We start from the raw sequence: 26,335 nt of genomic DNA on the forward strand, positions 1-26,335 counted from the left end.
ATAAGATAGATAATACGCACTGAGATATTAAATGTTAACAATCAACGGCTTGGGTTCCATTCTGTGTCAACAGCCTTGGTAAATTACTGACATGTATACCGAAAAACATTTTAACTCGTCTTTTCAATGCCTTAGCAGTTTCTATGCTGTGAGTCGCTTGCTTCCACATGTGCTGCGCATTATGCAGCGTTCGGTAAATTACGACTCTTACAGCTGCAAATCAGGCGGAAAATTTTTTTCGCCTCCCTTCAAATTTGTTAGGCATTTCATGTTTTATGATTCGTTCAAAACGCTCTACTGGCGAGAATTTAAATCTGTGCGTCAAGGCGCTGAGTTTTTCCATGTGAATGTGGCCACCGTTCGACGTTGGCTCGATGGCACGGTTCCGATCAATCCGATGGCTGAAAAACTGCTGATTATGAAATCTCTGGGCTATGTGCCCAATGATATGCGCTGGCGTGGTTTTCGTGTTGATGAAGCTCGCGCTCTGCTCATCACTCCGACTGGTCGAGAATTTAGCCCTCACGAACTCGAATCGTTTGTTTATTGGCGTGACGAACACATACAGCTCGTTGAGATCCATGGGCATTTGGATAACGTTAAGCACTATCCAGCGAAAGAAAATTTACTGCCGGATTTAGCATGACTGCAGCGCCTTGTCAACCGCTGTTAGATTAACAGGCTTGCATAAACTAATGTTAAGCAAAGCATTTGGGGGGATTTTCAATACTGCTTAAGAAATAACTCAGCCCAATAAACACCAAATGCATCACTGAGGAGTATAATACACAGACCAATAGGCCGCGCGGTCAATGATAATATATATCCAGTCACGGCCCTATCACATCAACCATCATAATTCCTAGTCGCTGTTATATCCAGCAATGGAATAAGTAAACAAGGATTTATGAATTGAAGCATTTAGCTTTGTATTATATATATTTACCGGACACCCCCTCTAACTCCCTACAATAAATCGAGGTGAATATTAGAAGTTAGCAACATAACCCCTTTATTTATTTAACCTCACCAATCATAAGGCTCACACATATCAAACAAAGTTAAGACAAACAAAGCCATTATCATGACAAATTTATAGCCCACTAATATTCACGCAATAAATCCTAAATTAGATTTAGAAATTTTTATTAAGTTTATTTCACACTACCCTTTACAAAATCATCAAAATATTCAATTCTAGATTCAGCGAAAAGACAATGTGTCTTGAAAATAATGATTAGATAATAGAAAAGGAGATTTCTATGTCACTTCCGATTGAATGGTTCAAAAACAGCTACGTTCGTATCCAAAAGTGGGATGTAGAGGGGCTATCTCTAATAGAAGCGGAATCGGCGCTAGAAACTTACCTAACGGACAATAACCCTGTTTCGTTAGAAATGGCTGACTATATCGCGGAGAACTGGACCTGCAGAAGAATTCAAATGCTCGACTCTGAATCGCGTAGAACGTTAATGAAAATTTGGGACGAGCGTGAAATTGCGGCTAAAGCTTAATTATTGTTGTCGATGATATTAGTTATAGTGCATTAGAAACGTATAGGAAAAGGGCATTGCTGCCCTTTTCTCTATCTACTAACGGCTCTTTTTCTTACCTTTAGATTTGAAGCTTTGATGAGGAAAAATATTTCGAATTCTTTGCTGTATGTTCTTGGAAATTGTTTTGCTAAACTTAAGTTTCATACCGCTACGAGTTTGGTATACCTTAAGGTCTCCCGTCGTTTTATCTCGTTCTACAATCTCTTTAAGGTTGTGTTTGAACGTTGGTGGCAAATGGCCTTTAGTTTTGGTGATCTCGCCTTCTTTCATCTCGACAACTAACGAAGGTCGATCAATGGCAACTAGCCAAAATACAACTACAGCCCCAAGCAACACGACATACAACATAGCGACTACCTCCCTTCGTCACCTAATAACTTACTTAAGTCTTCTTTCAAACTGCTTACTTTCTGCGTGGCTTTCTCGCTACGAGATGCTTCGCTTAGCAAATACTCGATGGCTTCAGAGAGCGTACAGCCGAGATCGTTGGCGCGATGAGATAGTTTTTCCCAAACGCGAAAATCCAAATCAATGGACTTCTTTTTGGTGTGTACTTGCTCGGCATTGTAATGGCGCTTACGCTTAGCCCGAATCGCCTGTTTGAGCTTATTGTCGAGTTCAACTGACATATGTTCATCAATCCACTCAATAACCAGAGTAGGTTCATGCTCTAGCTGTTTAAGCATTGATACTGCTTGTTCGATCTCACTGGTATCAATATAGCGCGTGATGTTCTCACCTTCGCGCCATTTCTTCGTTAAATACTGCCACTTCCAACCACATTCTAAGTTTTCAAGTTGTTGGTATTTCATTGGTTTGCATCCCTACTCTGTTTACAGTGACAGCGTAACCCAAGATTCCAAACTTCTCAATAACAATGCTCAGTTAATGGGATTTTGCTCGCTATATGAGCAGTTGAAAAGCTAACGTTGAGTTGCGATTCATTGTATACTTCGTGCAAATTTAACTTAAGTTACGACGCAATGAATCAAGTCCCTTGGCAACAAGTCTGCCCCCTTTATAGCGATTTCGCTGATCTACTCGATAACGCAACTTCTCTCGCTCCACTAGATGCCATTGAACTACAGCCTCGCCTTAAAGCGGCACTGTCGTTTTTCGTCTCTGATGCGTGCCCTTCAAAAGTATTGATCATTAAAGATGGCGACAACTTGTTTCATCGACAACTCGTCAGCGATCATATAGAAGCGCTAGGCCACAAAACCGTCGTCAGTAAAGATGCAGATCCGAGCTTGCTGTTCGATCGCTATCAAATGTCTGAGAATGAACCTTCTCTTGCACAAGGTTTAGTAACACAAGCTGATGGTGGTTTTCTCATTTCATCGACTCAAACTGCGCTTGCAAGTCTTGGTGTTTGGACAAATCTAAAAGCGTTGCTTCAAGGTGCAAAGTTAGATAGTGTCTCGGTTGATACCAAAACTCGCGCGTTGACACCTCCTACTTTTTCAGCAGATTTTAAGCTTATCGTTATTGGCGATCGTGAACAGCTATCCGATTTAGATTTCATCGACGGTGATTTTCGCTCTGGCTTTATGCAATACACTGAAATCGAGAACGATTTGAAGGTGACGCACGGAACAGCCAAGCAATATTTATCGTTTGTAAACTCGATGATGTCGCAGTTCCTATCAGATAAACAACTTGATCGTTCGGGCTACTTGAAGCTACTTCAAGCCGGCTCGCGCGAAACAGAAGACAAACAATACTGGCCACTTTCTGTTGATTGGCATAAAGCTCTGCTTTGTGAAGCATCATCGTACAGTCACAATTCAACGATATCTTCTGAACACATAGAAGCAGCTATTGAAGCGAAGCGAAGTCGCGAGTCCTATCTGCCGGAACGTGCTATCGATGATATCTTGGAAGGTCAAGTTGTCATTGAAACCCAAGGCAAACAAGTCGGCCAAGTAAATGGTTTAACGGTTATCGATATCCCAGGACACCCTATCAGTTATGGTGAACCTGCTCGTATCTCGTGCGTTGTGCACTTTGGTGATGGCGATGTATCTGATGTCGAGCGAAAAGTTGACCTTGGTGGCAACATCCACGCCAAAGGCATGATGATCATGCAGGCATTTGTCTCTTCTGAGCTCGACCTAGACGCCCCACTACCATACTCTGCTTCCATTGTATTTGAGCAGTCTTATTGTGAAGTAGACGGAGACAGTGCGTCATTAGCTGAGTTATGTTCTTTAGTGAGTGCGCTATCGGGCTATCCAATTGACCAACAAATTGCGGTTACCGGTGCTGTCGACCAATTTGGTCGCGTTCAAGCTGTTGGTGGTTTGAATGAGAAAGTGGAAGGCTTTTATAACGTATGTAAACACCAAGGTTTAACAGGCAAGCAAGGTGTCATTTTGCCTAAAACCAATGTTCAGCACCTAGCACTGAACAAAGAGCTTGTTGAAAGCATCAAAAATGAAGAATTTCATATTTGGTCTGTGACTCACGTAGACGAAGTAATTCCTCTTCTGCTGGGTCAACCATTCAAAAGTGACACCGAAGATAGTGTGATTGGTAAGATAGCTGAACGTATTGAAAACTTTGAAAAACATGAAATGCCAGAGTCATTTGTGACACGGATTAAAAACTGGTTTGTCTAGTCGTGGTCGGACTTGTCTAGCGTACACCTGTTCACTAAGATGGCCTAACGCAAATTTGGAGTAATAAATAATGCAAAACAGACGTGAATCTTATAGCCGTGAAGACCTTCTAGCCTCTAGCCGCGGAGAACTATTTGGTGAGGGCTACCCTCAACTTCCAGCACCAAACATGCTGATGATGGACCGCATAGCAAAAATGTCCGAAACTGAAGGTGACTTTGGCAAAGGTTTGATCGTTGCTGAACTGGATATTACTCCTGATCTATGGTTCTTCGACTGCCACTTTATCGGTGACCCAGTAATGCCAGGTTGTCTTGGTTTGGACGCTATGTGGCAGCTTGTTGGTTTCTACCTTGGCTGGATTGGTGGCGAAGGTAAAGGTCGTGCACTCGGTGTAGGTGAACTGAAGTTTACTGGTCAAGTACTGCCTACTGCTAAGAAAGTTACCTACGAACTGCACATGAAACGTGTTGTAAACCGCAAGTTAGTTATGGGTATTGCTGATGGCCGTGTGCTGGTTGATGGCAAAGAAATCTATGTAGCAAAAGATCTTAAAGTAGGCTTGTTTAAAGACACTTCTGCTTTCTAAGTTAGTTTTAAATAAGCGACTCTCTCGAGTCGTTTATTTTTCCCAAGAACATTTAGTTATAGTGCATTAGATACCTACTATAAAGGCCTCATTTGAGGCCTTTTGTTACTTCAATTTCGCTCCCGACTACTTGAAGAGTCCTGATTGTTTATCATCTCTCGCGTCACGCCAACCGCCAAGCCAATACGACTTTGCATCCATTTGTTGATAGGGACAGGCTTCCATCGATCGCCCATTCAATCCAGCTTTGTAACCCTGTGATTGAGCTCGTTCTAGACGATCACGCTTTTGTCTCTTCATAGTACGGTCCTCGCTATACAAAATCGGTTTCCCGACTTTCTATCATTAAAGATTTATGGAGCTATTGTGACTCCTCTTTAATAATTGCTCATTTTGGCCGCGATCTCAAGACACAAAAAATCCCAGTTCCACTATTGTGAAGCTGGGATTTATGTCACTTGTGACTATTTGTTACGGCGTAACCCAAAGAATCCAAGTATAATCAACGCCATCCAACCTAGACTACCACCACTTCGCTTCACTGGTTGAGCTTCAATACCACGTGTTTGAATGTCGGCTGATGTAGCATTTGCGATCGGGATCAACTTAACTGCCACTACCTTTTCTTTCTTTTGACCATTGCCACAGTAAGAATTATGACCAGTGGTGTCATATCCGCCTTCACATTTGAGCGCTGTTGCTGCGATCACACCATCATCGTTGATGTCGGCTGCATCGACAACACGGTATTGGTTATTTTGCGTATTGTAGGTACCGCCATTGGTGAGATCGTCCAGTAACCATGGTTTTCCTTGGAAGATAGCCAATCTCTCAGCATCCGTCCCAGTAGTGTTATAAGGGTAAATAAATCCGCGCTGGCGTCGTTTTTTACCAAAATACTCTGTAGATTGCTCGGCATCAACGGCACCGACTATCTCATTGAAGTTGTTAATGGCACCTGGTTCTCCTCCTACGCCACGGAAGAAGATGCCGCTATTGCCATTTAGCTCGTCTAAGTAGCGCGCCGTAGGTGTAGAATAGCTACCGTTTTCATCATTGCTTAGGGTCACTTGACCCAAGAACATACGGTTTGCCGCTGCACCATTTTCACGTTTGTCGCCACGTCGCTTAGACGCGCCTAGAAACACAAGGTTTTTGTTGATATCAGTGGCGTATGAATTGCTATAAATAAAGTCATCACCAGACTTGATTCGGGCGTTTTCTACTGTCACTGGAGACCACTGTATTGCGGTGTCAATCGCGCCCGGATCAAATGTGGTCGATGGTACGAATACTGTTGCTTGAAGGAAACTATTTGAGCCATCACCAGTGGTATTTAAGCCAACAAGGAATGGTTTTCCGTTTCTCGGGTTGTCCGAAGCACTATCTTGCGCCGCAATTACAGCACCACGAGCACTACCTTGTGACGCTTTTCTGTCGTTATTAGTTGGTACACCATTTTGCCAGTTAGACACAATTGAAGCGCCCGCTGCAAAATTGGTTGAGTCCCATACCGCAGTTTTAGTCGCAAAAGCAAAGTTCTGGCAATCAGCGCGAGATGCCGGATCTTCAATCAAACAGTTATTCAGATCACCATTCCAGTTCTTATTGTCATCGTTGTAGTCAAACGGAGCGACAGCAGCACTGCCTACGATGTATTCTTTACCACCATAATTGAAACTACTCCAACCCATGGTACGACCCATTTGGTTGGTAATTCGTTGATCGCTATTCGGAGAGTCTACCAATAGTGGTAACAACATTTCTGTGGTATCACCATTTTGCACAAAGCCACGATGACGATAAGCGATTGCTAAATTGCCCTTTGCTCCATCACTAGACGCGTTAATGCGGTAGTAGCCTGAGCTAGTGTTACCAATTGCCATACCTTTATCAGACGTTAAGCTATTGATAACGACATTTTCTGAATTAGTATCAGGTGTCGCCACGCCACCAGGTTTATAGTCCGAAGTTGGCGCTACGCCCATTCTCGTTGCAGTAGATGCTTGATCCGGGTTGGACGCCGGCGTGGTTTCACTAAAGCCATGAGCGTTGGACAAATAGTTATCTTCACCAGCGATGTTGTTCCATCCAATTTGCGATGAATTGTAAAACGCGTCGCGCTCACGCAACAGACCACCTACATCACTAAAGCTGTACCACATTTTATCAGCCCAACCTGGATCACAGGTCTGGTAACCTAACTCAGAACGGCAATAATCTCGGTTACGGTTCCAATCGGTATAGAAGAATGACGAATCGTAGTTAAATGGAATCTCTTGGCGGTATGAGTGTCCTTCTGATCCATTTCGAGAATCACCGAACAGACGATACTCACTACATGTCGCACCTTCGGCAAAACACCCCATCGGGTTTGTCGCATCCGCTTTTTCTATTGCTGAGCCATAAAACTCAGTGATCACGCCTTGCGCATCTTCAACAAAAACACCGGTCGATTTAATACTTCCGGTTGGATCAACTTCCACTACTTTATACAAAGCAGCGTGGCTTGATGTCGCTGCAAGTACACTTGCAGCAATCAATGAAAACTTAAAAATATTACGACTCATCAAAACTAACTTTCCTGTTGCATTGCTTCGAGCTCTTCCCATCGCTCAAAAGCAACGTCTAGCTCCTGCTCTTTTGCAGCTAAACTATCTAAAATAGGTTGTGTTTCTTCTACAGGCTTGGCAAAAAACGCAGGGTCATTCACTGTTTCCTGTAGTTGTTCAAGCTCTTGCTCCAGTTGCTCTAACAAAGCTGGTAGCGCTTCTAATTCCCTTTGTAGCTTATAGGACAGCTTCTTAGGTTTAGAGTTCACTGCTTGTGTTTTGTTATTTTGCTCAACTGGCTGTTTTTTATTCTCTTTTACTGGTTCGTACGCTTTACGTGCGTCCAACACCTGTTGTCTCTGCTGCTGAGCATCATGATAACCACCAACGAACTCTTCGATAACCCCATTTCCTTCAAAAATCCAGCTAGCGGTCACAGTATTATCAACAAACTGACGGTCGTGGCTCACCAAAAGCAGTGTGCCTTGATAGTTTCCTAGTAACTCTTCCAAAAGCTCCAAGGTTTCAATGTCCAAATCGTTGGTTGGTTCATCGAGCACCAACAAGTTGTTCGGCTTCAGGAAGATACGAGCAAGCAATAGACGGTTCTTCTCACCACCCGAAAGTGCTTTTACTGGGGTCCTCGCACGTTTTGGTGCAAACAAAAAGTCTTGAAGATAACTTAGCGCATGACGCTCACGTCCGCCAACCATCACTTCTTGTTTACCATCAGCAAGGTTATCAATAACGCTCTTTTCTGGATCTAATGCTTCACGATACTGGTCAAAATAAGCGACTTCGAGCTTGGTACCACACTTGAGCTTACCTGATGTCGGTGTAAGCTCATCGAGTAACAACTTGATCAACGTACTCTTACCACATCCGTTAGGACCAATAAGCGCAATACGATCACCACGTTGGATATTGAACGAAAAGTTATTGATAATGGTTTTGCCTTCAATCTCATAGTTCAGACCATCAGCTTCAAATACAATCTTGCCAGAACGCGCGGTGTCGTCGAGCTTAAGATTCACTTTGCCTTGTACATCTCTACGGCCTTTACGTTCCTCGCGAAGTTTTTTCAGCGCTCGTACGCGACCCTCGTTACGAGTTCTTCGTGCTTTAATGCCCTGTCTTATCCACACCTCTTCTTGCGCTAGCTTTTTGTCGAACTCTGCGTTTTGCATTTCTTCAACACGCAACGCTTCTTCTTTTTCTACTAGGTACTTTTCGTAGTCGCCCGGGAAAGAAACAAGCTGGCCACGGTCAAGGTCAACAATGCGTGTCGCCATTGAGCGAATAAACGCTCGGTCGTGAGAAATGAAGATGATAGAACCACGGAAATCTTTTAAGAAGGTTTCTAGCCACTCGATGGTGGTTACATCCAAATGGTTGGTTGGCTCATCGAGTAATAAGACATCAGGATCGCACACCAACGCTCTAGCTAATGCCGCCTTGCGCTGCCAACCACCAGACAAATCGCTAAGTAGCGTAGCGCCGTTTAGCTTTAGAGCACCAAGAATGTTTTTAATGCGGTCCTCAAAGCGCCAAGCACCTGAAACTTCGAGGTTCTCTTGAATTTTGGCTAAGCGATTGATATGAGATTCACTTGGATCCTGAGCCACCAGCTCAAGTAAAGCGTGGTATTGCTTTAACTGCTCACCGATCTCTGCCAAGCCTTCAGCAACATAGTCTTCGACCGTTCCAGCTTGGTCGCGAGGAGGATCTTGTTCTAGACGAGATACCACAACATCTTGAGTAATTTGCAGCTTGCCATCATCCATAATGATGTCGCCTGCCAATACTTTCATTAACGTTGACTTGCCAGCACCGTTTCGACCAACCAGACACACACGTTCATTTTCTTGAAGCGCAAAGTCCGTTTTATCTAGAAGCGGGTGATCACCAAATGCAAGTTGTCCATTATGGATGGTAAGTAATGCCATTGACTGTTAACCATTGTTGTAGTTGTAAGATATCGAAGGGCCAGTTGATCTCAGATTCATCCACTTTGACCGCTGGAATAGTGACGCCGTAACGAGAAAACAGCTCATCGTCGAAAGCGATATCGACAATCTCTACCTGTTCCCCAAGCCCTACTTGTTTGATTAGCTCAAGGGCCATCTCACAGAGATGGCAACCTTCAGTGCTGTATAATGTCAGTTCCTTTGTCATGATTCGTATTAGCTATTGTGAGAGATAACCCAGCAGTTATGAATATGTTTATTACGAGCAAAGTCGAGTGGCAAGGTCTTATCAGAAATGTTTTTCGCCGTTAGGCCGATTTCTTCCAATGCGTCCAAATCCATCTTGAAGTGACGTTTGTTGTTTGAGAATACGATAGTCCCGTCTGCACTTAGTAGGCGTTTCAAGTCACGCATTAAAGTGACATGGTCACGTTGAACGTCGAACGATTGCTCCATACGCTTAGAGTTTGAGAACGTTGGAGGATCGATAAAGATAAGATCGTAACTGCCGTTTGCTTTCGCAAGCCATTGTAAGCAATCTGCTTGAACATATTGATGCTGGCGGCCTACTTGACCGTTCAACTTCATGTTCTCTTTCGCCCACTCAAGATATGTATTAGACATATCTACTGTGGTCGTGGACTTTGCACCACCAAGCGAAGCGTGAACAGTCGCTGAACCTGTATATGCGAACAGGTTCAAGAAATCTTTGCCCTGCGCCATTTCACCCAGTTTACGACGAGTAATTTTATGATCTAGGAACAACCCCGTATCTAGGTAGTCATGCAAGTTTACAATCAACTGTGCGCCGTACTCATGAACTTTCATGGTTGCCGACTTTTGAGCAAGCTTATTGTACTGTGAGCTGCCTTTCTTCTTCTCACGAGTTTTCAAAACGACGTTGTTGGTGTCAACACCAGTCACTTTAATCGAAGCACGGATAATATCTGTTAAGCGACGCTTTGCTGTTTCTTCCGGAATACTCTTAGGCGCCGCGTATTCTTGAATGACCAATGAATCTTGGTATACGTCTACCGCAACGTTGTATTCTGGCAAATCTGCATCGTAAATACGGTAGCAGTCTAATCCCTCTTTCTTAGCCCACTTGCCGATTTTCGCTATGTTCTTCTTCAAACGGTTTGAGAAGTCAGGTGCAATTACTTGAAGGTCATTGTTACCAGCAATCTGTTCTGCACTACGCGCTGAAATCGAATAATTTTTTTGGTGACATTGTAACGCACCGTTGTTCAACTTAAATTGCTTATCCGCACGCATGCGCAGGCAACTTAATAAATCATCTGAACTTGAGAAAATCGATGCCTGACAACCACCGAACTCAGTTTTTAGCTGATTACCAAACTCTGTATACAGCGCAATCAAACCTGGTTCAGTACCTAGTCGCTCACCATAAGGAGGGTTACACACAATCACGCCCTCTCCGAACTCTGCAGGCTTAGTCACTTTGCTAGCATCGCCAAGTTCAAACGTAATCAAATCATCAACGCCTGCGCGCTTTGCGTTTTCTTTTGCAGTACGAAGGACTTTAGGGTCGTTATCAAAGCCCCAAAATCTGCTGTCAGTCTTTTTGACACCGCGACGAGCTTGTACATTCGCTTCCGACTTCACTTCAGCCCAAACTTCTGGCTCGAAGTCTTCTAACGCTTCAAAACACCAAGTCTTACGGTTCACACCTGGCGCCATATTGGCTGCAAGCATAGCTGTTTCAATCAACAAGGTACCCGAACCACACATTGGATCGAGCATGTTCTTACCTTGCTCCCACCCACTTCTGGCGACAATAGCCGCGGCCAATGTTTCACGAAGTGGTGCACGGCCAGATTCAGTACGATAGCCACGTTGGTGCAAACCTGAACCCACCATATCGAGACCAATCAGTGCCTTATCACGGTGCAAACGCACATGCACACGAACATCAGCTCTATCTTTACTGATGTTTGGCCTTGGCAAGTTCTTCTTATTAAAGCAATCCACTACCGCGTCTTTCACTTTCATTGCGCCATATTGGCTATTACGGATCTCTCGGTTGGTACCGTTGAAATCAACAATGAATTTCTTTGTGCTGTGGAAGTGATTAACCCAGTTAATGGACGATGCAGCCAGATAAAGGTCCATATCATCTTGGCAAGTGAATTCCGACAGTACTTTAACAAAGCGAGAAGCATAACGGCTCCACAAACAAGCGCGATAAATCTGCTCATTTGTCGCTTTAAATTTCACCCCTGCTTGAACAGGCTTTACAGAAGTTAAGCCCATTTGTTCAAGCTCTTGAGCGAGAAGGTTTTCAAGTCCGTTAGAAGTGACGGCAAGATATTGGTTCATAGTGTTCATCTGGCTGTGAAAAATGGTGTTGATTATACCTGACATTGCCGCCTGTCACTAAACAATCCTTCAATAACCTGCTTTCAAAGTGTTTGTTCGCACAAGCTTTAACCGCTGTAAGTGCCTAACACAATCCAACACCTAATATTAGCTTCAACTTAATTTATACACGATAAACCAATGCCTTTCGCGATAGTGAATACTTATTCGAGCCAATTTTGGTATATACCAGACGCACTTTTCGCGTGTAATTTAGTTACAAAAATGCATAAATGAGGAATTCGCTAGTTAATTCGCCCTCTTAAGCGAAATAAATACGTCACTTTTGGAGTCAAAAAAATGCAAATTATTTGCTCTGCAACAAAATAGACACGACAAAACATCGCCGCTTGAGTGGTCAAAGAGTTCGCTTGGGGAGTAAAACTGAGAGGGATTTGTAGGTTTTTGGTAAACAGCAGACAAAAAAAATCGGCCAACTAGGCCGATAAATTCTACGAGAAATGAAAGAAACACATATTATTGTTGTTTAAAGCTGCCACTGCTTTTTCTTATAAGGCGCGTTAACGCGCTCTAAATGCCCCGCTCTAACCAACAAGAGCAATAGGCTGGTTTAATTCAATAAATTGCTGTGCACACGTCATACGGTCGTGCATCACCTTAATGCTTTGGCCAAACATGACTTGCTTGCTTGCTGTCAAACTGAATGACTCTAAGTCGACTAACACACACAAACTGGCACTCTCTCCCACCTCCAGAACGATGAAGAAGCCTTCTGAATGTGAGTTTACCAATCTAACTAATTCCCCTTCCTCTGGCTGATAAGAGCCATCTTGATGATCGAAGAACCAGCTTTTTGGTTGTACGGGTTTATGGAAGCGTTTGGCGGCCACGCAGTACAGCGTTAGCTCCGCCTGTCTAGGCTCTGATAACCCAAGTACACTAATTTGGTCTTTAAAAGTTTGAAACGCGGATGCGTCATCGACAGTAAAGTTGTTCTGACCCATCGCGCAGTCGACAAGGAGTTTACGGGAAAGATTGGTTTTAAATACCATATCGTCTCCCAAGTCCAGCATAAGAGAGTCTTCACTCTCATCCATATACCAGATCCATGTATCGCTGGGTTTAAGCATCGTTCCGTCTCTATATTTAAAGAATAATCAGACTGTTAGGTAAAACGCTTAATTACCTGTTGGTCAGTTGTTACTAATTCTAAAAACGAATAAACAAAAAAAAAAAGGGAAAACTAATTTCCCCTTTCTCGATTGAAACCTAGTCACTTTAGTAAATAAAAGTGCTTATAGATTCTTAACGATGTCTTTAACAAGTTTTGGACCGTGGTAGATGAAGCCAGAGTAAACCTGTACTAACGAAGCGCCAGCCATTAGCTTCTCTTTTGCAGACACGTACGAGTCAATGCCACCAACACCAATGATTGGAAGCTTACCATCAAGGTTCTTAGCTAATAAACGCACTACTTCTGTACTGCGGGACTGCACTGGACGGCCGCTCAAGCCACCAGCTTCATTGGCGTGCTTCATACCTTCAACGACAGAACGATCCAATGTGGTATTGGTTGCGATCACACCATCAATTTGGTTTTTGATCAACGAATCGCAAATCTGACTAATCTCGTCGTCACTAAGATCCGGTGCAATCTTTAGTGCAAGAGGTACATATTTACCATGTTTTTCAGCCAGTTCCTCCTGCTTCGTTTTCAACTCAGCAAGTAGTTCATCCAAAGCTTCGCCGTATTGTAAAGTACGCAGCCCAGGAGTGTTAGGAGATGAAATGTTCACCGCAATGTAACCCGCGTGCTCATAAACCTTCTCCATACAGATAATGTAGTCTTCAGCACCCTTCTCAATTGGCGTATCTTTGTTTTTACCAATGTTGATACCGATGATACCGTCGTATTTGGCTTTTTTAACGTTCTCCACCAGATTATCAACACCCAGGTTATTGAAACCCATGCGGTTGATAATGCCTTCCGCTTCTACCAAACGGAACAGGCGTGGTTTATCGTTACCTGACTGTGGGCGTGGTGTTACCGTACCAACTTCAACAAAACCAAAGCCCATTGCGCCGAATGCTTCAATACATTCGCCGTTTTTGTCTAGACCTGCAGCTAGACCGACAGGGTTTTTAAACGTCAAACCCATGCATTCTACTGGTCGATTTGGTAATTGTTGGCGATAAGCGAGATCAAGTGGTGTGCCGGTGAAGCGCTTGAAGTTTTGAATAGCGAGATCGTGAGCCTTTTCGGCATCAAGTTGGAAAAAGCCAGTTCTGGCAAGACGGTAAAGCATTGTGCCTCCGATAGAAAACCCGTGTAAACGGGGCGGTATTATTTACTGATTCGCCTAAACATGCAATCAAGATTTGTCTTTATCGAAAAAAAGCAAACGTTTCGCATAAGATTTCATCAAATTAACGTTACCCCGTCACTAAACTAGTCGCTGGATTAAAAAAAAGCGCCCCAAAGAGCGCTTATTTTTATGATATCAGGCAGTTAACCTATAGACTATTTGCACAATTCAAGTTCAACAAACTGAGTTCACGCAGTGCGACCGAGAACTTAGCGAACTCGTGTACATTCCCCACTTTGAACTCATTGAGAATATTTTCCCAACGTTGAAGGCTATGTGTATTAGTCTCCATCCAGTTATCAAGTGACAGGATCACGTCATCTGAATCTCCCCCACAACCACATCGCAGTACTTGAGCAGTCAATAGACGTTGCTGCCAATCAAGATCTTCACGGAATGCCGCTCTTGCCAATGCTTGCCAGTTGTTATCAACTGCTTGGCCGTTGATTTGATTCAAGAACCAATGCAGTGATAGACGATCGCCTAAGTGGAAGTACAGTTTCGACGCTCGTTCAACATCAAAGCTTGCTTCAGCTGCAATTTCGGCAATATCAACTGCAGAAAGTAAGCTAGACAAACGCGACACATAGTTCGCCAGTTCGCTACCTACCCCTTGCTCAACCCAAACTTGAGCTAGTTCATGATGCTCTTCGACTTCTTCGGCCACCAAACATTTCTCAAGTGTTTGCTCAACTTTAATAACGTCTTCACGATAACGAGCGACCAACTCTTCAACCGACTGCTTACCTGGACGGTTACGCAAAATCCAACGCGCCAATCGACGCAGCGTTCTACGAACGATAAACAACAGTTCATACTGTGCTTCCGAGCTCGCGACATTATCTAACTTTCTAATTTGCTCGAAAGTATAAGCAAAACCATAGATTTCACGAGATGCCGCGTACGCATTGGCAATGTCGACCACGGTCGCACCTGTTTCTTCTTGCAAGCGAGTCACAAAATTACAGCCCATCTCGTTAACCATTTGATTTGCAAGCATAGTTGAGATTATTTCTGCACGCAGTGGATGATTTGGCATACTTTCTAAGTAGTTACGGCGTAACTCTGATGGGAAGTATTGGGTCAGTTGTTGCTGATGATATGGGTCATTGGCGATGTCATCTGTCACCAACTCTTCTTTCAGCACCATTTTACCGTAAGCCACCAATACCGATAGCTCAGGACGAGTCATGCCAATCCCTTGCTTCTCTCGCTCAAGCAGATCTTCATCCGATGGAATGTACTCCAGAGCACGATCCAAATGCCCCGCCTTCTCTAGCGTATGAATAAAACGGATCTGCTCTTTCACAAGAGAGACACCTTGGAATTCTGTGACCGAAATCGATTCAGATTGACAGTAAGCATCATCAAGAACAATCTCACCTACTTCATCTTCCATAGATTCCAAGATTTGGTTGCGTTGCTTGACCGTTAGATCGCCATTTGAAACAAGACCATTCAAGAAGATCTTAATGTTGACCTCATTATCCGAGCAATCAACACCGCCAACATTATCGACAAAGTCGGTATTAACACGACCACCAGCCAAAGCGTATTCAATACGACCCAACTGTGTCATACCTAAGTTACCGCCTTCGCCAACAACTTTAGCTCTTAGCTCGCTACCATTGATACGCAACACATCATTCGCGCGGTCACCCACATCGGTGTGCGTTTCAGAACTCGCCTTCACATAAGTACCAATACCACCATTCCATAGTAGATCCACTTCCATGCCCAGAATCATCTTAATAAGATCATTAGGTGCAACAGACGCTTTCTTAGTGCCCAGCATTTTTTGGATTTCTGGCGTCAGCGTGATCGATTTGGCACGACGAGCAAAGACACCACCACCTTTAGAGATCAGCTTAGGATCGTAGTCTTCCCAACTAGAGCGAGGAAGATCAAACAGTCGCTTGCGCTCATCCCAACTCTTAGCAGAAGACGCTGGATTTGGATCAATAAAGATATGCATGTGGTTAAAGGCAGCTTGTAACTTAATATGCTTGGAAAGCAGCATACCGTTACCGAATACATCCCCTGCCATGTCACCGACACCAATGGCCGTAAAGTCTTGGTCTTGACAATCAATGCCCATTTCACGGAAATGACGTTTCACTGACTCCCAACCACCTTTTGCGGTAATGCCCATGGCTTTGTGGTCATAACCATTTGAACCACCGGAAGCGAATGCATCCCCTAGCCAGAAGTTATACTCATCTGATACTGAGTTCGCTAAATCGGAGAAGGTTGCGGTACCTTTATCAGCAGCAACAACTAAGTATGGGTCATCCTCATCGTGTCTAACTACACTCTTAGGAGGAACCACTTCCCCTTCAATAATGTTGTCCGACACATCCAATAGTGCTCGAATGAACTGTTTATAACAGCGCTGACCTTCAGCAAAGATTTCGTCTCGGCCAGAGAGTTGTGGCTGACGCTTACAAACGAAACCACCTTTTGCACCAACTGGAACAATTACAGTGTTCTTAACTTGTTGCGCTTTCACCAAACCAAGAATCTCGGTTCGGAAGTCTTCTTGACGGTCTGACCAACGTAGACCGCCACGAGCAACCTTACCACCACGAAGGTGCACACCTTCAATATCTGGGGCATACACAAAGATCTCAAATGCCGGCACAGGTGCTGGGATTTCTGGGATGTTCTTAGGCTCAAGCTTAAGCGATAGCCATGGCTTGTGCTCGCCAGCTTTATCTTTCTGGTAGTAGTTGGTGCGCAGTGTCGCTGAAATCATTTCAACGTAACGACGGATAATACGGTCATCATCCAAGCTATCGACTTGATCAAGCTGCTTATTGATTTTCTCAATCACACGCTGCTGGCCTTTCTTACTGCCTTTGAGTGAAGGCATAAAGCGTTGGGTAAACAGCTCAACCAGATCTTTCGCCAATTCTGGGTAGTGATTTAGTGTATCTTCAATGTAGTGCTGACTGAATGGGAAGCCGACTTGGCGCATGTAGCGAGCATAAGCACGAAGAATAGACACTTCACGGCCAGTTAAGCCTGAGCCTAGCACGAGTCGGTTGAAGCCATCGCTTTCAAGATCGCCAGACCAAATTGCGGCAAAGGCTTGCTGAAAGCGGTCTCTTGCTTCACGAAGATCCACTGCAGTGTCGCTCTTATGAAGCATAGAGAAATCTAGGATCCAATATGTACCGCCGTCGGTTTTAACGATCTCGTAAGGCGACTCACCGATCACGCGTAAACCAAGGTTTTCCAGCATCGGCATGACATCAGATAGATGGATTGGCTCATCACGGTGATAAAGTTTAAGACGAACCGCCTTAGAGTTAGCTGATTCTTCTTGTGGACGGTAGAAAAGCATGCCTAACTTGTTGTTTTCATCCAGCGCTTCCAGACGTTCAATGTCTGCCACCGCCGATGTTGGCATCATGTCCTCTTTATAAGAGCGCGGGAACGCTTTTGAATACACCTTAGAGAGCGGCAATCCTTTACTTTCACCAAAGTTAGCAACGATAGCGTCAGACAAACGGTCATCCCAAGACGCAGATACCTCCATTAGGTTTCGTTCAATCGCCTTCACATCTACATCCATATTATTGTTATCTACCCTAACGATATAGTGGGTTCTAGCCAGTGGGCTCTCAGAGAAATAAGTCGTAAACTCAACCTCTTGCTCAATACCAAAATAGTTTTTCAGGATCCGTTGCGTATCTTTTCTTAGCTCGGTGTTGTAACGATCTTTACTCACGTAGACCATACAGCTGAAAAAGCGTCCAAACGGATCTTTGCGCACAAACAATCGGATCAAATCACGATCCTGCATTTGCACCACACCCATACCAATCTCGAGAAGCTCTTCTTCTTTTGCTTGCAGTAACTCATCGCGTGGATAGTTTTCAAGAATATTTCTCAGTGCTTTGTAAGAGTACGAACCATCTCGATAGCCACTTGCCGATAGGATACGCTCTACTTTTTCACGGATAAGTGGAATGGTTGAAACACTTTGGTTATACACGGCAGAGGTATAAAGACCGGTAAAGCGATGTTCTCCAATGACCTTGCCGTTAGCGTCGAATTTTTTAATGCCTACATAGTCGGTATAAGCAGGTCTGTGAATGCGGCTCGCTTTATTACCTTTTGTCAGGATAAGTAGAAACGGCTTTTTCGCTTCTAAGCGCGCCGAATCGGAGAACTCAGAAATCTTCACCGAGCGAACGCGTTCCGCTTTCGAAAACAAGCCTAGTCCTAGCTCGTCAGTTGGTTTTAATACCGAATCCCCCTCTTCACTAATCAGATCAAATTCTTTGTATCCCATGAATGTGAAGTTGTGATCACCCAGCCACTCTAAGTATGCAATCGTCTCATCAAAACGATCCGCTTCTAATGGCAGCTTGCTTTTGTTTTTTACTAGGTCTTTCGTAATTTGCTTGAGCTTATCTGACATTGACTCCCATTCGTTGACCACCAAACTGGTGTCTTCAAAAATAGAAATCAATTCATCTTTAAGCGCCGTCATTTCTGATTTTTCGCTCAGTCTATCCACTTCGATATGGAACACGGATTGAAGATGCCCTTTCCCTTCATTGACCGAAGTAATTTGGCCTTGGTCATTTCTCTCAAACTGAGTTGGACCATGCAGCATAATATGACAGGTAAGATCAACACGATTGAGTGCCATTTTTACAGAGTCGACTAAGAATGGAGAATCTGGCACCGCAATTTCAACAATGGTATGAGTGGACTGCCAACCATGACGACTTACCGTCGGGTTGAATACTCGAACTGAAATCTCATCATACTTTTTCTCATTGAGATGGTGCCAAAGGCTGACAGCAGCACCATACAAGTCTGATTCGTTTCTCTGTAGCAAATCGTCAGGGGAAACGTTGCTGAAAATGTGTTTGGCAAGTTTAGTCACTAATGGCTGATTGACGCCTTCTACTTTAGATTCAATCAGTTGATAAACTTTCTCCAATAGAACCGGAACAACGGGTTCGCGCGTGGTCATATTAACGCTCCACTTTTTTGTTTTTATGAGGGGTGTAGGCTTGTCTTTATTGTAAAAGCTTTATTGAGAAAGGGTTAATAGAAAATGTGGGATGTGACAGGGAAATGTTTGATTGTGTGACTGGTGCACTTATTCATATCACTAGCAATGACGGGGGTTACAGTGATTCTAACCGTAAAAACTTGTTGTTTTGGTCAGTTGTTAACCTGAAGCGCCCTTTTAGACCTAATTGTGTTAAAAATGGACGAAATCGTGTCGCTGGCAGCTGTAATCTCAATCCTTGATCGGTATAGACCAAAACACTGGATGCATGACCAGCATAGTGTGTGAGGTACTGTTGATAGCTAATATTTAGAGTGAAATAGTAGTGTTTCATGACGCGGTGATGGCTTTATGAGTAATAAACGATCGATTTTTCTAAAGTGAAGAAAATGCCCACAACTGTATAAAAATACAGTTGTGGGTTAAACATTAAGATTCTAGCGCTTTCGTGACTTTTTCAAACAAGTCTTTAGCCAGGTTCTCAAGACCTTTCAACTTCTCGAGCTCCAGCTTGATCAATGCTTGACGTTCACTATCGTACTTCTTCAGTTTTAGAAGTGGGTCGATTAAACGCGAAGCCACTTGTGGGTTAGACTCATTGAGTTGCGTTAAGATCTCACCAGCAAATTGATAGCCTTTACCCGATTTATCGTGGAAACGACGTGGGTTCATATTTAAGAAGGAACCGATCAAACTGCGAGTACGGTTAGGATTACTCAAGCTAAATGCGGTATGTGACATACACGCCTTCACGTTGTCTAGAGCATCTTTTGATGGATTCGCACCCTGCAAAGCAAACCACTTATCCATAACCAAACCATCATGACTCCATTTTTCGCTGTAGTCAGACATGATTTCTTCACGGAATGTAAGTGACGCACTGTTTGCAGCGCTCATTGCAGCAATCGTATCGGTCATGTTGTTCGCCGATTGGTACTGCGCTTTAGCAAGGTGTGCGTACTCTGGTACATTCACCAAGTATTGAAGACACAGGTTTCTCAATGAACGCTTACCAATTGCTGCGTGCTCGATGGTGTAATCAGCTTGAGCAAGAGTGTGGTAAAGCGCAGACATTTCATCTTGAAGTTCCGATGCTAAGGTAAGTTTGATCCCTTTAAGTACATCACACACTGCATCAACATCTACTGTCTCATACCAACCCGCCACTTCATTGAAGCTCGGTAGCGACAGTGCTTCTGCAATAAAGGCTGGCTCAAGTTCACTATTTAGTACTACACCTCTAAAGGCATCGACAACCAATTCAGGAAGTTCAACGTTAGCACCCTTTTGTACCGCTTCTACATTGGATTTAATGTATTTCGCTAGCAACATTTGGCCCGCATCCCACTTGGCAAAATCATTGCGGGCGTGAACCATCAAGAACGCCAACTGTTCATCACTGTATTCAAAGTTCAAACGTACTGGTGCCGAGAACTCTCTGAGCATTGATGGAACCGGTTTGCTTGAAATATTTTCGAACACAAAGCTTTGTTCAGATTCGATAATGTTTAGCACATTGCCGCAAAGCTTTCCGTTACGTTGTAACTCGACAACTTTTCCTTGCTCATCATACAGTTCTACGTCAAATGGAATGTGTAGCGCCTGCTTTTCTGCCTGATCTTGTGTCGCTGGTGTTGCCTGCTTCACACTGAGGGTGTAAGTTTGCGCAGCTTCATCATATTGCTCAGTAACAGACAACGTTGGTGTACCCGACTGGCTATACCATAAACGGAACTGCTTAAGATCGATACCCGATGCATCTTCCATCGCTGCGACAAAATCTTCACAGGTTGCTGCCGTACCATCGTGACGTTCAAAGTAAAGCTTCATGCCCGCTTGGAATTTATCTTCACCCAACAAGGTGTGCATCATTCGAATAACTTCACTGCCCTTTTCGTAAACCGTTAAAGTGTAGAAGTTATTCATTTCAATCACTTTCTCTGGACGAATTGGATGTGACATTGGACTTGCGTCTTCAGCAAACTGAGGTCCACGAATAATACGTACATTGTTGATACGGTTGACAGAACGTGAACCTAAATCAGATGAGAACTCTTGATCACGGAATACGGTCAAACCTTCTTTAAGGCTTAGTTGGAACCAATCACGACAAGTTACTCGGTTACCAGTCCAGTTGTGGAAATATTCATGGCCAATGACTGCTTCGATACCAAGGTAATCGGTATCCGTCGCCGTTTGATCGTTGGCAAGAACAAACTTTGAGTTAAATACGTTTAGGCCTTTGTTTTCCATCGCACCCATGTTGAAGAAATCAACGGCAACGATCATGTAGATATCAAGATCGTATTCCAAACCAAAACGCTCTTCATCCCACTTCATAGAATTAATAAGCGAAACCATGGCATGGTTAGCGCGATCTAAGTTACCCTTATCTACAAAAATCTCTAGTGCGACATCACGACCAGAGCGCGTAATGTATTTGTCACGCAATACATCAAAGTCTCCTGCGACTAATGCAAACAGGTAAGATGGCTTCGGATGCGGATCTTCCCACGTCACGAAATGTTTGCCGTCTTCTAACTCACCTTCCGCGATCTTATTACCATTGCTTAGCAGGTATGGGAAGCTTGCTTTGTCTGCGATCACTTTCGTCGTGTATTTCGCCAAAACATCAGGTCTATCGAGGAAGTATGTAATACGGCGGAAGCCTTCAGCTTCACATTGAGTACAGTAAGCGCCGTCTGAAATATACAGACCTTCTAGCGCGGTATTCGTTGAAGGCGAAATGATATTTTCAATCGCGAGTTCAAATTCTGTCGGTAGATTATGAATCGCCAAGCCAGTGTCGGTCTGCGCATAATCTTGCCAAACTTGTCCGTTAACACTGATTTGTACTAACTCAATACCTTCTCCATCTAGCGTCAACGTTTTTTCATTGGCCATCTGTTTAACTTGAGAGATAGCGATGACACGAGTTTGAGTTTCGTGAAGATCGAAAGTGAGGTTTACATCTGTGATAGTGTGCGAAGGTGATTGATAATCACTTCGGTATTTGGCTTTAGGTGCTGACTCCGTCATCCTTTAGTCCTTGTCTTTATTATTTGTTAGCAGCATATTGAAATATTGCTGAATCGCGTCGATTATACTCCTACAGACAAAGGTTTGCAGACAATGTTTGCAAACCAAGACACAAAAAAGCGCCAACGTGAGTTGACGCTCAAATGTTTTATAAACTTTTGTTAACGGATACGATTTAACACCGCAAACATATCACCATCTTCAACTTCTAGAGTGAGTTCATCTTGATCTAGTGTATAAGTGGCATCGTGTTCACCATCTTGGTATAGGAGCACGATATGATCATCTTCTGTGTAGTAAACCCCACTATGAATAGCTTCACTACCTTCGCTTGAACTGACACGGAAGGTGAAAACAAAATCCGGCTGCAGAATTAAATCCATGCGAGCGATATCTTGAGCATGTTTGTCATCACCCGACACACTTACTGATGACCAAATTCCAGCAAGCGAGTTAGAGAGTGCTTTGGTAAAGACAACCCCATTAAGGTTGAGCATGTTGTGATTACCACTGTAACTATAGACTTGTGGCTCATCGGAATTTAGGCCAAGAATGATGGTATCGTCGTTGGCAGTGAACAACCCTTCCCAATGTTCGATACTGTAATCTTGTTTTTGAATATCAATACTGAACGAGTAGTTAGATTGAAGTGTGAGCTTGATGGCCATAAAAGCATCTGGTGATTCACCGGGGCTGGGATTGACCAAATACCAATCCCCAAGCAAAAACGGCTGATCAAACTGTGTCAAATCATTATTATCTTTGCGCGTTTCCGACATTACCCCAAACGAAAAAACACACAGAATTAGCGTAATCAATCTCATATGTATCCCCCTCACCGTTACTTAAAGCTTAGGAGGCTTAATACGAGATTGCTAAGTTTTTTGATCTAAATCACGGTTTTTAATTTCCAGTATCAGAATTGAAGCCGCTTTCATACAGGTGAAAAAAAACGAGCGTTGCCGCTCGTTTCTATTAGTCACACTTCTTTGTAGTAACAGCGCTTACGCTTTGCTGTTAACAAGATCGACAGTGATTGCAACTGCCTCATCCAAATAAGCGTCTGGCACTTCGTAATCTTTTGGAATGTCATCCAACGTCGCATAAGGCTTTTCACCTGCGGCTTTCTGGCGTTGGTTAACTCGTTCCAAACGACGAACGTCTGCTTCATCACTTTCTTGTTTACGTGCTGCTTCACTTAAAGACAACGTCTTATCATCTTTTTCCGCTTTGTATTTGGTAATGTCCTCAGCAATAAAGCCGAATTCCATATCCGTAGCAATGCGTTTTTCGTGTGATGCAGTCAGTGCAGCGATCACTTCATCGTTACGTTGTAACTGAGTGTATTTCGCTTTATCGATGCTATCCCAAGGTAGAGCGTTGTCTTCGACACTCTCTCCTGTTTCCGCCGGATCAACCGCCGTCGGGAAAGCTATATCTGGCACTACACCACGATTTTGAGTACTACCACCATCGATACGATAGAATTTCTGGATAGTGTATTGAACATATCCAAGCTCTTTGTCGAACAAATCATAGATATGATTTAGCGAACGGTGTTGCTGAACCGTGCCTTTACCGAACGAGTTCTCACCCAAGACAATAGCTCGACCATAGTCTTGCATCGCTGCTGCAAAAATTTCAGAAGCCGAAGCACTGTAGCGGTTTACTAATACAGTCAGGGGACCTTGATAACTGATTTTTCCGTCAGTATCACTGTTCACATTCACTCGGCCGTAGCTATCGCGAACTTGAACAACTGGACCGCTTTCAATGAACAGACCCGACATTGCTGTCGCTTCTGTTAGTGCGCCGCCACCGTTGTTTCTAAGATCAACGATGATGCCATCAACGCCTTTTTCTTTCAGCTCAGTAATCAATTTGTCAGTATCTTTTGAAAGTCCAACATAGAAGCTAGGTACTTCAAGGACACCTATTTTCTTACCGTCTTTCTCAATGACTTCTGACTTAACTGCACGATCTTCAAGGCGAATCTTGTCACGAACAATCTCTACGACTGACGCTTTAGCATCTTTGCCTTCTGGAAGTATTTGCAGTTTAACTTTGGTGCCTTTTGGCCCCTTAATTAGCTGCACGACATCATCCAATCGCCAACCGATAACATCAACAATGTCTTCACCATCTTGTCCGACACCGATGATTCGATCACCTTCACCCAGTTGTTTGCTTTTCGATGCTGGGCCACCAGCGACTAAAGAGCGGATAACGGTATAGTCATCTGTCATTTGTAACACTGCACCAATTCCTTCAAGAGAAAGATTCATCTCTGATTGGAACTGTTCAGCAGAACGTGGTGACAGGTAACTAGTATGAGGATCAACTTCACGCGCGAAGGCATTCATGTAAATCTGAAACGCATCTTCGTTATGTGATTGGGTAAGGCGTTTAATTGCGTTGTTATAACGCTTGCCCAATGTCTCTTTAATTTCGTCCCAATTTTTACCAGCGAGTTTGAGGTTCAAGGCATCATATTTGACGCGCTTACGCCACAACTCATCAAGCTCAGCCTCGTCTTTTGGCCATGCAGCCTCTGAACGATCAAGAGTAATTGCCTCATCAACATCAAACTTCATCTCTTTGTCTAACAAAGAAAGTGCGTAGACAAAACGATCGTAGCGTTTCTGCATTGAGAGATTGTAAACATCAAACGCAATCTGGTTGTTGCCCGCTTTCAGTTGATCATCGAGCTGAGTTGACCATGCGTCGAATTTATCAATGTCAGGTTGGGTAAAAATATTGCGGTTATAGTCGAGCATTTCCAAATAGCGAGCAAATATCGCCTTTGAAAATTCATCATCTAAAGTGAAATGCTTGTAGTGAGAACGAGTGAATCGAGATGTCACGCGTTTACTGGCGGTCTCATGCTGAGCTTCTGGAGCTAAAGTAGGAATCTTTGATTTTTCGTACTTTGCTTCAATGGCTTGAGCCGAAGATGCTGCTAGCCAAAGGCTAGCAGCGATTAAAGATACTTTTGAACGGCACTTCATGCGTAGGAATTTCTCCTTTATGCGCGCAGGTGCTCCGCTTTAACAACCATTTGTAGGCCATTTACTAGCTGAACGCGCACATCTTCCTTATTGATTTCAACAATGGTCGCAGCCATGTTCCCTTTGCCCATGTTTACGTTTACTTGCTTACCGATGATCATCTCATCTGCATTCAAAGCGCGCGTTTCAACTGGCTTACTTACTTTCGCTGTTTTCTTTGTAGTTTGCGGCTTACGTGCACCTTGAGGCTTTTTAGCCTTAGGTTTCGCTTTACCCTCTTCACGAGCTTTTTGAGCTTGTTCTTTACGACGCTCAGCTACTTTTGCCTTGCTTTCTGCAAGAGTCGCTTTTGCGTGCTCTACGTGCTCTTCTTCTAACACACCACAATCGTTGCCATCTAGGTCAACACGTACTGCACCAGGTTTAACACCGTGTAGGTAACGCCAAGAAGAAGTGTATTGTCTTAACGCTGCACGTAGCTGAGTCTTGCTTACTTTCTCATCATCTTTTAGACGCTCAGCAAGATCTTGAAAGATACCAATTTTAAGTGGTTTCGCTTCACCTTCTACAGTAAAGCATTTAGGGAAACATTCAGCAATATACGCGATAATTTCTTTGCTGTTCTTCAACTTCTCAGTGTTTTCCATGTGGGTTCCTGGTTAATGCGGTTATCCGCGAAGCATTAAGAAAAATATTCTTGGTATTATAGTGACCTGCAATAGAAAAACCACAGGCAAATGTGATTTTAGCCCACGTTTGTATGGGAATTAAGCACCTTTTGTATGGAATCCATGAACTTGGTTAATCCCTCTTCATCAATTTCGTTGAATCGGCCAATACTTGGGCTATCAATGTCCAGCACCCCAGCAATCTCACCATTGATAGAAAACGGAACTACAATCTCAGAATTACTCGCAGCGTCACACGCAATATGACCTTCAAATGCATGAACATCGTATACACATTGGACAGTGTTGGTCGCAGCTGCAGTGCCACACACGCCTCGGCCAACTGGAATACGTACACAAGCTGGTTTTCCTTGGAATGGACCAAGCACAAGCTCACCTTGCTTCATCAAATAAAAGCCAGCCCAGTTAAGGTCTTCTAACTCCATGAATAGAAGTGCACTAATATTAGAAAGGTTTGCGATGAAGTCGGTTTCCGATTCAATGAGCGCAACCGCCTGTTTTGTAAGACGCTCATAGTTGTCTAGATTCATGATATTTCCATTAATAGCTTTCAAATTCTGACGATAAACGTAC

General features: G+C 43.6%; 20 protein-coding genes. 4 read left to right on the forward strand and 16 right to left on the reverse strand.

Annotation, left to right across the window (positions count from 1 at the left end):
- The first annotated feature begins 268 nt into the window (after positions 1-268).
- Together ACJB0T_RS00130 and ACJB0T_RS00135 are read left to right on the forward strand one after the other, a co-directional pair.
- Positions 269-646 (forward strand): phage protein, encoded by a 378-nt coding sequence (locus ACJB0T_RS00130; protein WP_479290145.1) that lies wholly within the window; start codon positions 269-271, stop codon positions 644-646.
- Positions 647-1,262: 616 nt separating this feature from the next.
- Positions 1,263-1,514, forward strand: a complete 252-nt coding sequence (locus ACJB0T_RS00135; RefSeq protein ID WP_042498800.1) for a hypothetical protein — start codon at positions 1,263-1,265, stop codon at positions 1,512-1,514.
- A 78-nt stretch (positions 1,515-1,592) separates the two neighbouring features.
- Here the strand turns inward: ACJB0T_RS00135 and ACJB0T_RS00140 are convergent, their stop codons facing one another.
- On the reverse strand, positions 1,593-1,904 hold the full coding sequence (locus ACJB0T_RS00140; protein ID WP_479290143.1) for a DUF3634 family protein: 312 nt from the start codon (positions 1,902-1,904) through the stop codon (positions 1,593-1,595).
- Positions 1,905-1,909: 5 nt separating this feature from the next.
- The gene (matP, locus tag ACJB0T_RS00145) at positions 1,910-2,368 is read right to left on the reverse strand and encodes a macrodomain Ter protein MatP (RefSeq protein ID WP_479290141.1); all 459 of its coding nucleotides are present in this window, start codon (positions 2,366-2,368) and stop codon (positions 1,910-1,912) included.
- A gap of 171 nt (positions 2,369-2,539) precedes the next feature.
- Here matP and ACJB0T_RS00150 point away from each other — a divergent pair, with 171 nt between their 5' ends.
- Entirely contained in the window at positions 2,540-4,177 is a 1,638-nt protein-coding gene (locus ACJB0T_RS00150) for a S16 family serine protease (RefSeq protein ID WP_479290140.1), read from the forward strand.
- Positions 4,178-4,247: 70 nt separating this feature from the next.
- Positions 4,248-4,766, forward strand: a complete 519-nt coding sequence (gene fabA / locus ACJB0T_RS00155; RefSeq protein ID WP_479290139.1) for a bifunctional 3-hydroxydecanoyl-ACP dehydratase/trans-2-decenoyl-ACP isomerase — start codon at positions 4,248-4,250, stop codon at positions 4,764-4,766.
- Positions 4,767-4,892: 126 nt separating this feature from the next.
- Here the strand turns inward: fabA and rmf are convergent, their stop codons facing one another.
- The 14 genes from rmf to ACJB0T_RS00225 all read right to left on the reverse strand — a co-directional run bounded on the left by rmf (position 4,893) and on the right by ACJB0T_RS00225 (position 26,292).
- Positions 4,893-5,066, reverse strand: coding sequence for a ribosome modulation factor (gene rmf, locus ACJB0T_RS00160; protein ID WP_042475718.1), 174 nt, complete (start codon positions 5,064-5,066; stop codon positions 4,893-4,895).
- 164 nt (positions 5,067-5,230) lie between these two features.
- Positions 5,231-7,336: a DUF3466 family protein gene (locus ACJB0T_RS00165; RefSeq protein ID WP_479290137.1), complete on the reverse strand. Its 2,106-nt coding sequence runs from the start codon at positions 7,334-7,336 to the stop codon at positions 5,231-5,233.
- Between the two features lie 5 nt (positions 7,337-7,341).
- Entirely contained in the window at positions 7,342-9,264 is a 1,923-nt protein-coding gene (locus tag ACJB0T_RS00170) for an ABC transporter ATP-binding protein (RefSeq protein ID WP_479290135.1), read from the reverse strand.
- Positions 9,242-9,493, reverse strand: coding sequence for a glutaredoxin family protein (locus tag ACJB0T_RS00175; RefSeq protein WP_479290133.1), 252 nt, complete (start codon positions 9,491-9,493; stop codon positions 9,242-9,244). The genes ACJB0T_RS00170 and ACJB0T_RS00175 overlap by 23 nt, the downstream gene beginning before the upstream one ends.
- An 8-nt stretch (positions 9,494-9,501) precedes the next feature.
- The gene (gene rlmKL, locus ACJB0T_RS00180) at positions 9,502-11,625 is read right to left on the reverse strand and encodes a bifunctional 23S rRNA (guanine(2069)-N(7))-methyltransferase RlmK/23S rRNA (guanine(2445)-N(2))-methyltransferase RlmL (RefSeq protein ID WP_479292252.1); all 2,124 of its coding nucleotides are present in this window, start codon (positions 11,623-11,625) and stop codon (positions 9,502-9,504) included.
- A 584-nt stretch (positions 11,626-12,209) separates the two neighbouring features.
- Positions 12,210-12,755, reverse strand: a complete 546-nt coding sequence (locus ACJB0T_RS00185; RefSeq protein WP_479290131.1) for a cell division protein ZapC — start codon at positions 12,753-12,755, stop codon at positions 12,210-12,212.
- A 165-nt stretch (positions 12,756-12,920) separates the two neighbouring features.
- Positions 12,921-13,931 carry a quinone-dependent dihydroorotate dehydrogenase gene (gene pyrD / locus ACJB0T_RS00190; RefSeq protein ID WP_479290130.1) on the reverse strand — a complete coding sequence of 337 codons (1,011 nt, stop codon included), beginning with the start codon at positions 13,929-13,931 and terminating at the stop codon, positions 12,921-12,923.
- Between the two features lie 208 nt (positions 13,932-14,139).
- Positions 14,140-18,984: an NAD-glutamate dehydrogenase gene (locus tag ACJB0T_RS00195; protein ID WP_479290128.1), complete on the reverse strand. Its 4,845-nt coding sequence runs from the start codon at positions 18,982-18,984 to the stop codon at positions 14,140-14,142.
- A gap of 157 nt (positions 18,985-19,141) precedes the next feature.
- Positions 19,142-19,360: a DUF2835 domain-containing protein gene (locus ACJB0T_RS00200; protein ID WP_479290126.1), complete on the reverse strand. Its 219-nt coding sequence runs from the start codon at positions 19,358-19,360 to the stop codon at positions 19,142-19,144.
- A 95-nt stretch (positions 19,361-19,455) separates the two neighbouring features.
- Positions 19,456-22,065, reverse strand: a complete 2,610-nt coding sequence (gene pepN / locus ACJB0T_RS00205; RefSeq protein WP_479290124.1) for an aminopeptidase N — start codon at positions 22,063-22,065, stop codon at positions 19,456-19,458.
- Between the two features lie 161 nt (positions 22,066-22,226).
- Positions 22,227-22,889 (reverse strand): hypothetical protein, encoded by a 663-nt coding sequence (locus ACJB0T_RS00210; protein WP_479290122.1) that lies wholly within the window; start codon positions 22,887-22,889, stop codon positions 22,227-22,229.
- A gap of 180 nt (positions 22,890-23,069) precedes the next feature.
- Entirely contained in the window at positions 23,070-25,073 is a 2,004-nt protein-coding gene (gene prc / locus ACJB0T_RS00215) for a carboxy terminal-processing peptidase (RefSeq protein WP_479290121.1), read from the reverse strand.
- Positions 25,074-25,090: 17 nt separating this feature from the next.
- Positions 25,091-25,720, reverse strand: coding sequence for an RNA chaperone ProQ (gene proQ / locus ACJB0T_RS00220; RefSeq protein WP_479290119.1), 630 nt, complete (start codon positions 25,718-25,720; stop codon positions 25,091-25,093).
- A gap of 98 nt (positions 25,721-25,818) precedes the next feature.
- Positions 25,819-26,292, reverse strand: coding sequence for a GAF domain-containing protein (locus tag ACJB0T_RS00225; RefSeq protein ID WP_479290117.1), 474 nt, complete (start codon positions 26,290-26,292; stop codon positions 25,819-25,821).
- Positions 26,293-26,335: the final 43 nt, after the last annotated feature.

The sequence above is a fragment of the Vibrio sp. CB1-5 genome (assembly GCF_059412285.1).

What these genes read in the sequence shown, in the direction of transcription:
- ACJB0T_RS00130 (WP_479290145.1), top strand. Translation starts at nt 269, where the DNA reads ATGTTTTATGATTCGTTCAAAACGCTCTACTGGCGAGAATTTAAATCT.
- ACJB0T_RS00135 (WP_042498800.1), top strand. Translation starts at nt 1,263, where the DNA reads ATGTCACTTCCGATTGAATGGTTCAAAAACAGCTACGTTCGTATCCAA.
- ACJB0T_RS00140 (WP_479290143.1), bottom strand. Translation starts at nt 1,904, where the DNA reads ATGTTGTATGTCGTGTTGCTTGGGGCTGTAGTTGTATTTTGGCTAGTT.
- matP (WP_479290141.1), bottom strand. Translation starts at nt 2,368, where the DNA reads ATGAAATACCAACAACTTGAAAACTTAGAATGTGGTTGGAAGTGGCAG.
- ACJB0T_RS00150 (WP_479290140.1), top strand. Translation starts at nt 2,540, where the DNA reads ATGAATCAAGTCCCTTGGCAACAAGTCTGCCCCCTTTATAGCGATTTC.
- fabA (WP_479290139.1), top strand. Translation starts at nt 4,248, where the DNA reads ATGCAAAACAGACGTGAATCTTATAGCCGTGAAGACCTTCTAGCCTCT.
- rmf (WP_042475718.1), bottom strand. Translation starts at nt 5,066, where the DNA reads ATGAAGAGACAAAAGCGTGATCGTCTAGAACGAGCTCAATCACAGGGT.
- ACJB0T_RS00165 (WP_479290137.1), bottom strand. Translation starts at nt 7,336, where the DNA reads ATGAGTCGTAATATTTTTAAGTTTTCATTGATTGCTGCAAGTGTACTT.
- ACJB0T_RS00170 (WP_479290135.1), bottom strand. Translation starts at nt 9,264, where the DNA reads ATGGCATTACTTACCATCCATAATGGACAACTTGCATTTGGTGATCAC.
- ACJB0T_RS00175 (WP_479290133.1), bottom strand. Translation starts at nt 9,493, where the DNA reads ATGACAAAGGAACTGACATTATACAGCACTGAAGGTTGCCATCTCTGT.
- rlmKL (WP_479292252.1), bottom strand. Translation starts at nt 11,625, where the DNA reads ATGAACCAATATCTTGCCGTCACTTCTAACGGACTTGAAAACCTTCTC.
- ACJB0T_RS00185 (WP_479290131.1), bottom strand. Translation starts at nt 12,755, where the DNA reads ATGCTTAAACCCAGCGATACATGGATCTGGTATATGGATGAGAGTGAA.
- pyrD (WP_479290130.1), bottom strand. Translation starts at nt 13,931, where the DNA reads ATGCTTTACCGTCTTGCCAGAACTGGCTTTTTCCAACTTGATGCCGAA.
- ACJB0T_RS00195 (WP_479290128.1), bottom strand. Translation starts at nt 18,984, where the DNA reads ATGACCACGCGCGAACCCGTTGTTCCGGTTCTATTGGAGAAAGTTTAT.
- ACJB0T_RS00200 (WP_479290126.1), bottom strand. Translation starts at nt 19,360, where the DNA reads ATGAAACACTACTATTTCACTCTAAATATTAGCTATCAACAGTACCTC.
- pepN (WP_479290124.1), bottom strand. Translation starts at nt 22,065, where the DNA reads ATGACGGAGTCAGCACCTAAAGCCAAATACCGAAGTGATTATCAATCA.
- ACJB0T_RS00210 (WP_479290122.1), bottom strand. Translation starts at nt 22,889, where the DNA reads ATGAGATTGATTACGCTAATTCTGTGTGTTTTTTCGTTTGGGGTAATG.
- prc (WP_479290121.1), bottom strand. Translation starts at nt 25,073, where the DNA reads ATGAAGTGCCGTTCAAAAGTATCTTTAATCGCTGCTAGCCTTTGGCTA.
- proQ (WP_479290119.1), bottom strand. Translation starts at nt 25,720, where the DNA reads ATGGAAAACACTGAGAAGTTGAAGAACAGCAAAGAAATTATCGCGTAT.
- ACJB0T_RS00225 (WP_479290117.1), bottom strand. Translation starts at nt 26,292, where the DNA reads ATGAATCTAGACAACTATGAGCGTCTTACAAAACAGGCGGTTGCGCTC.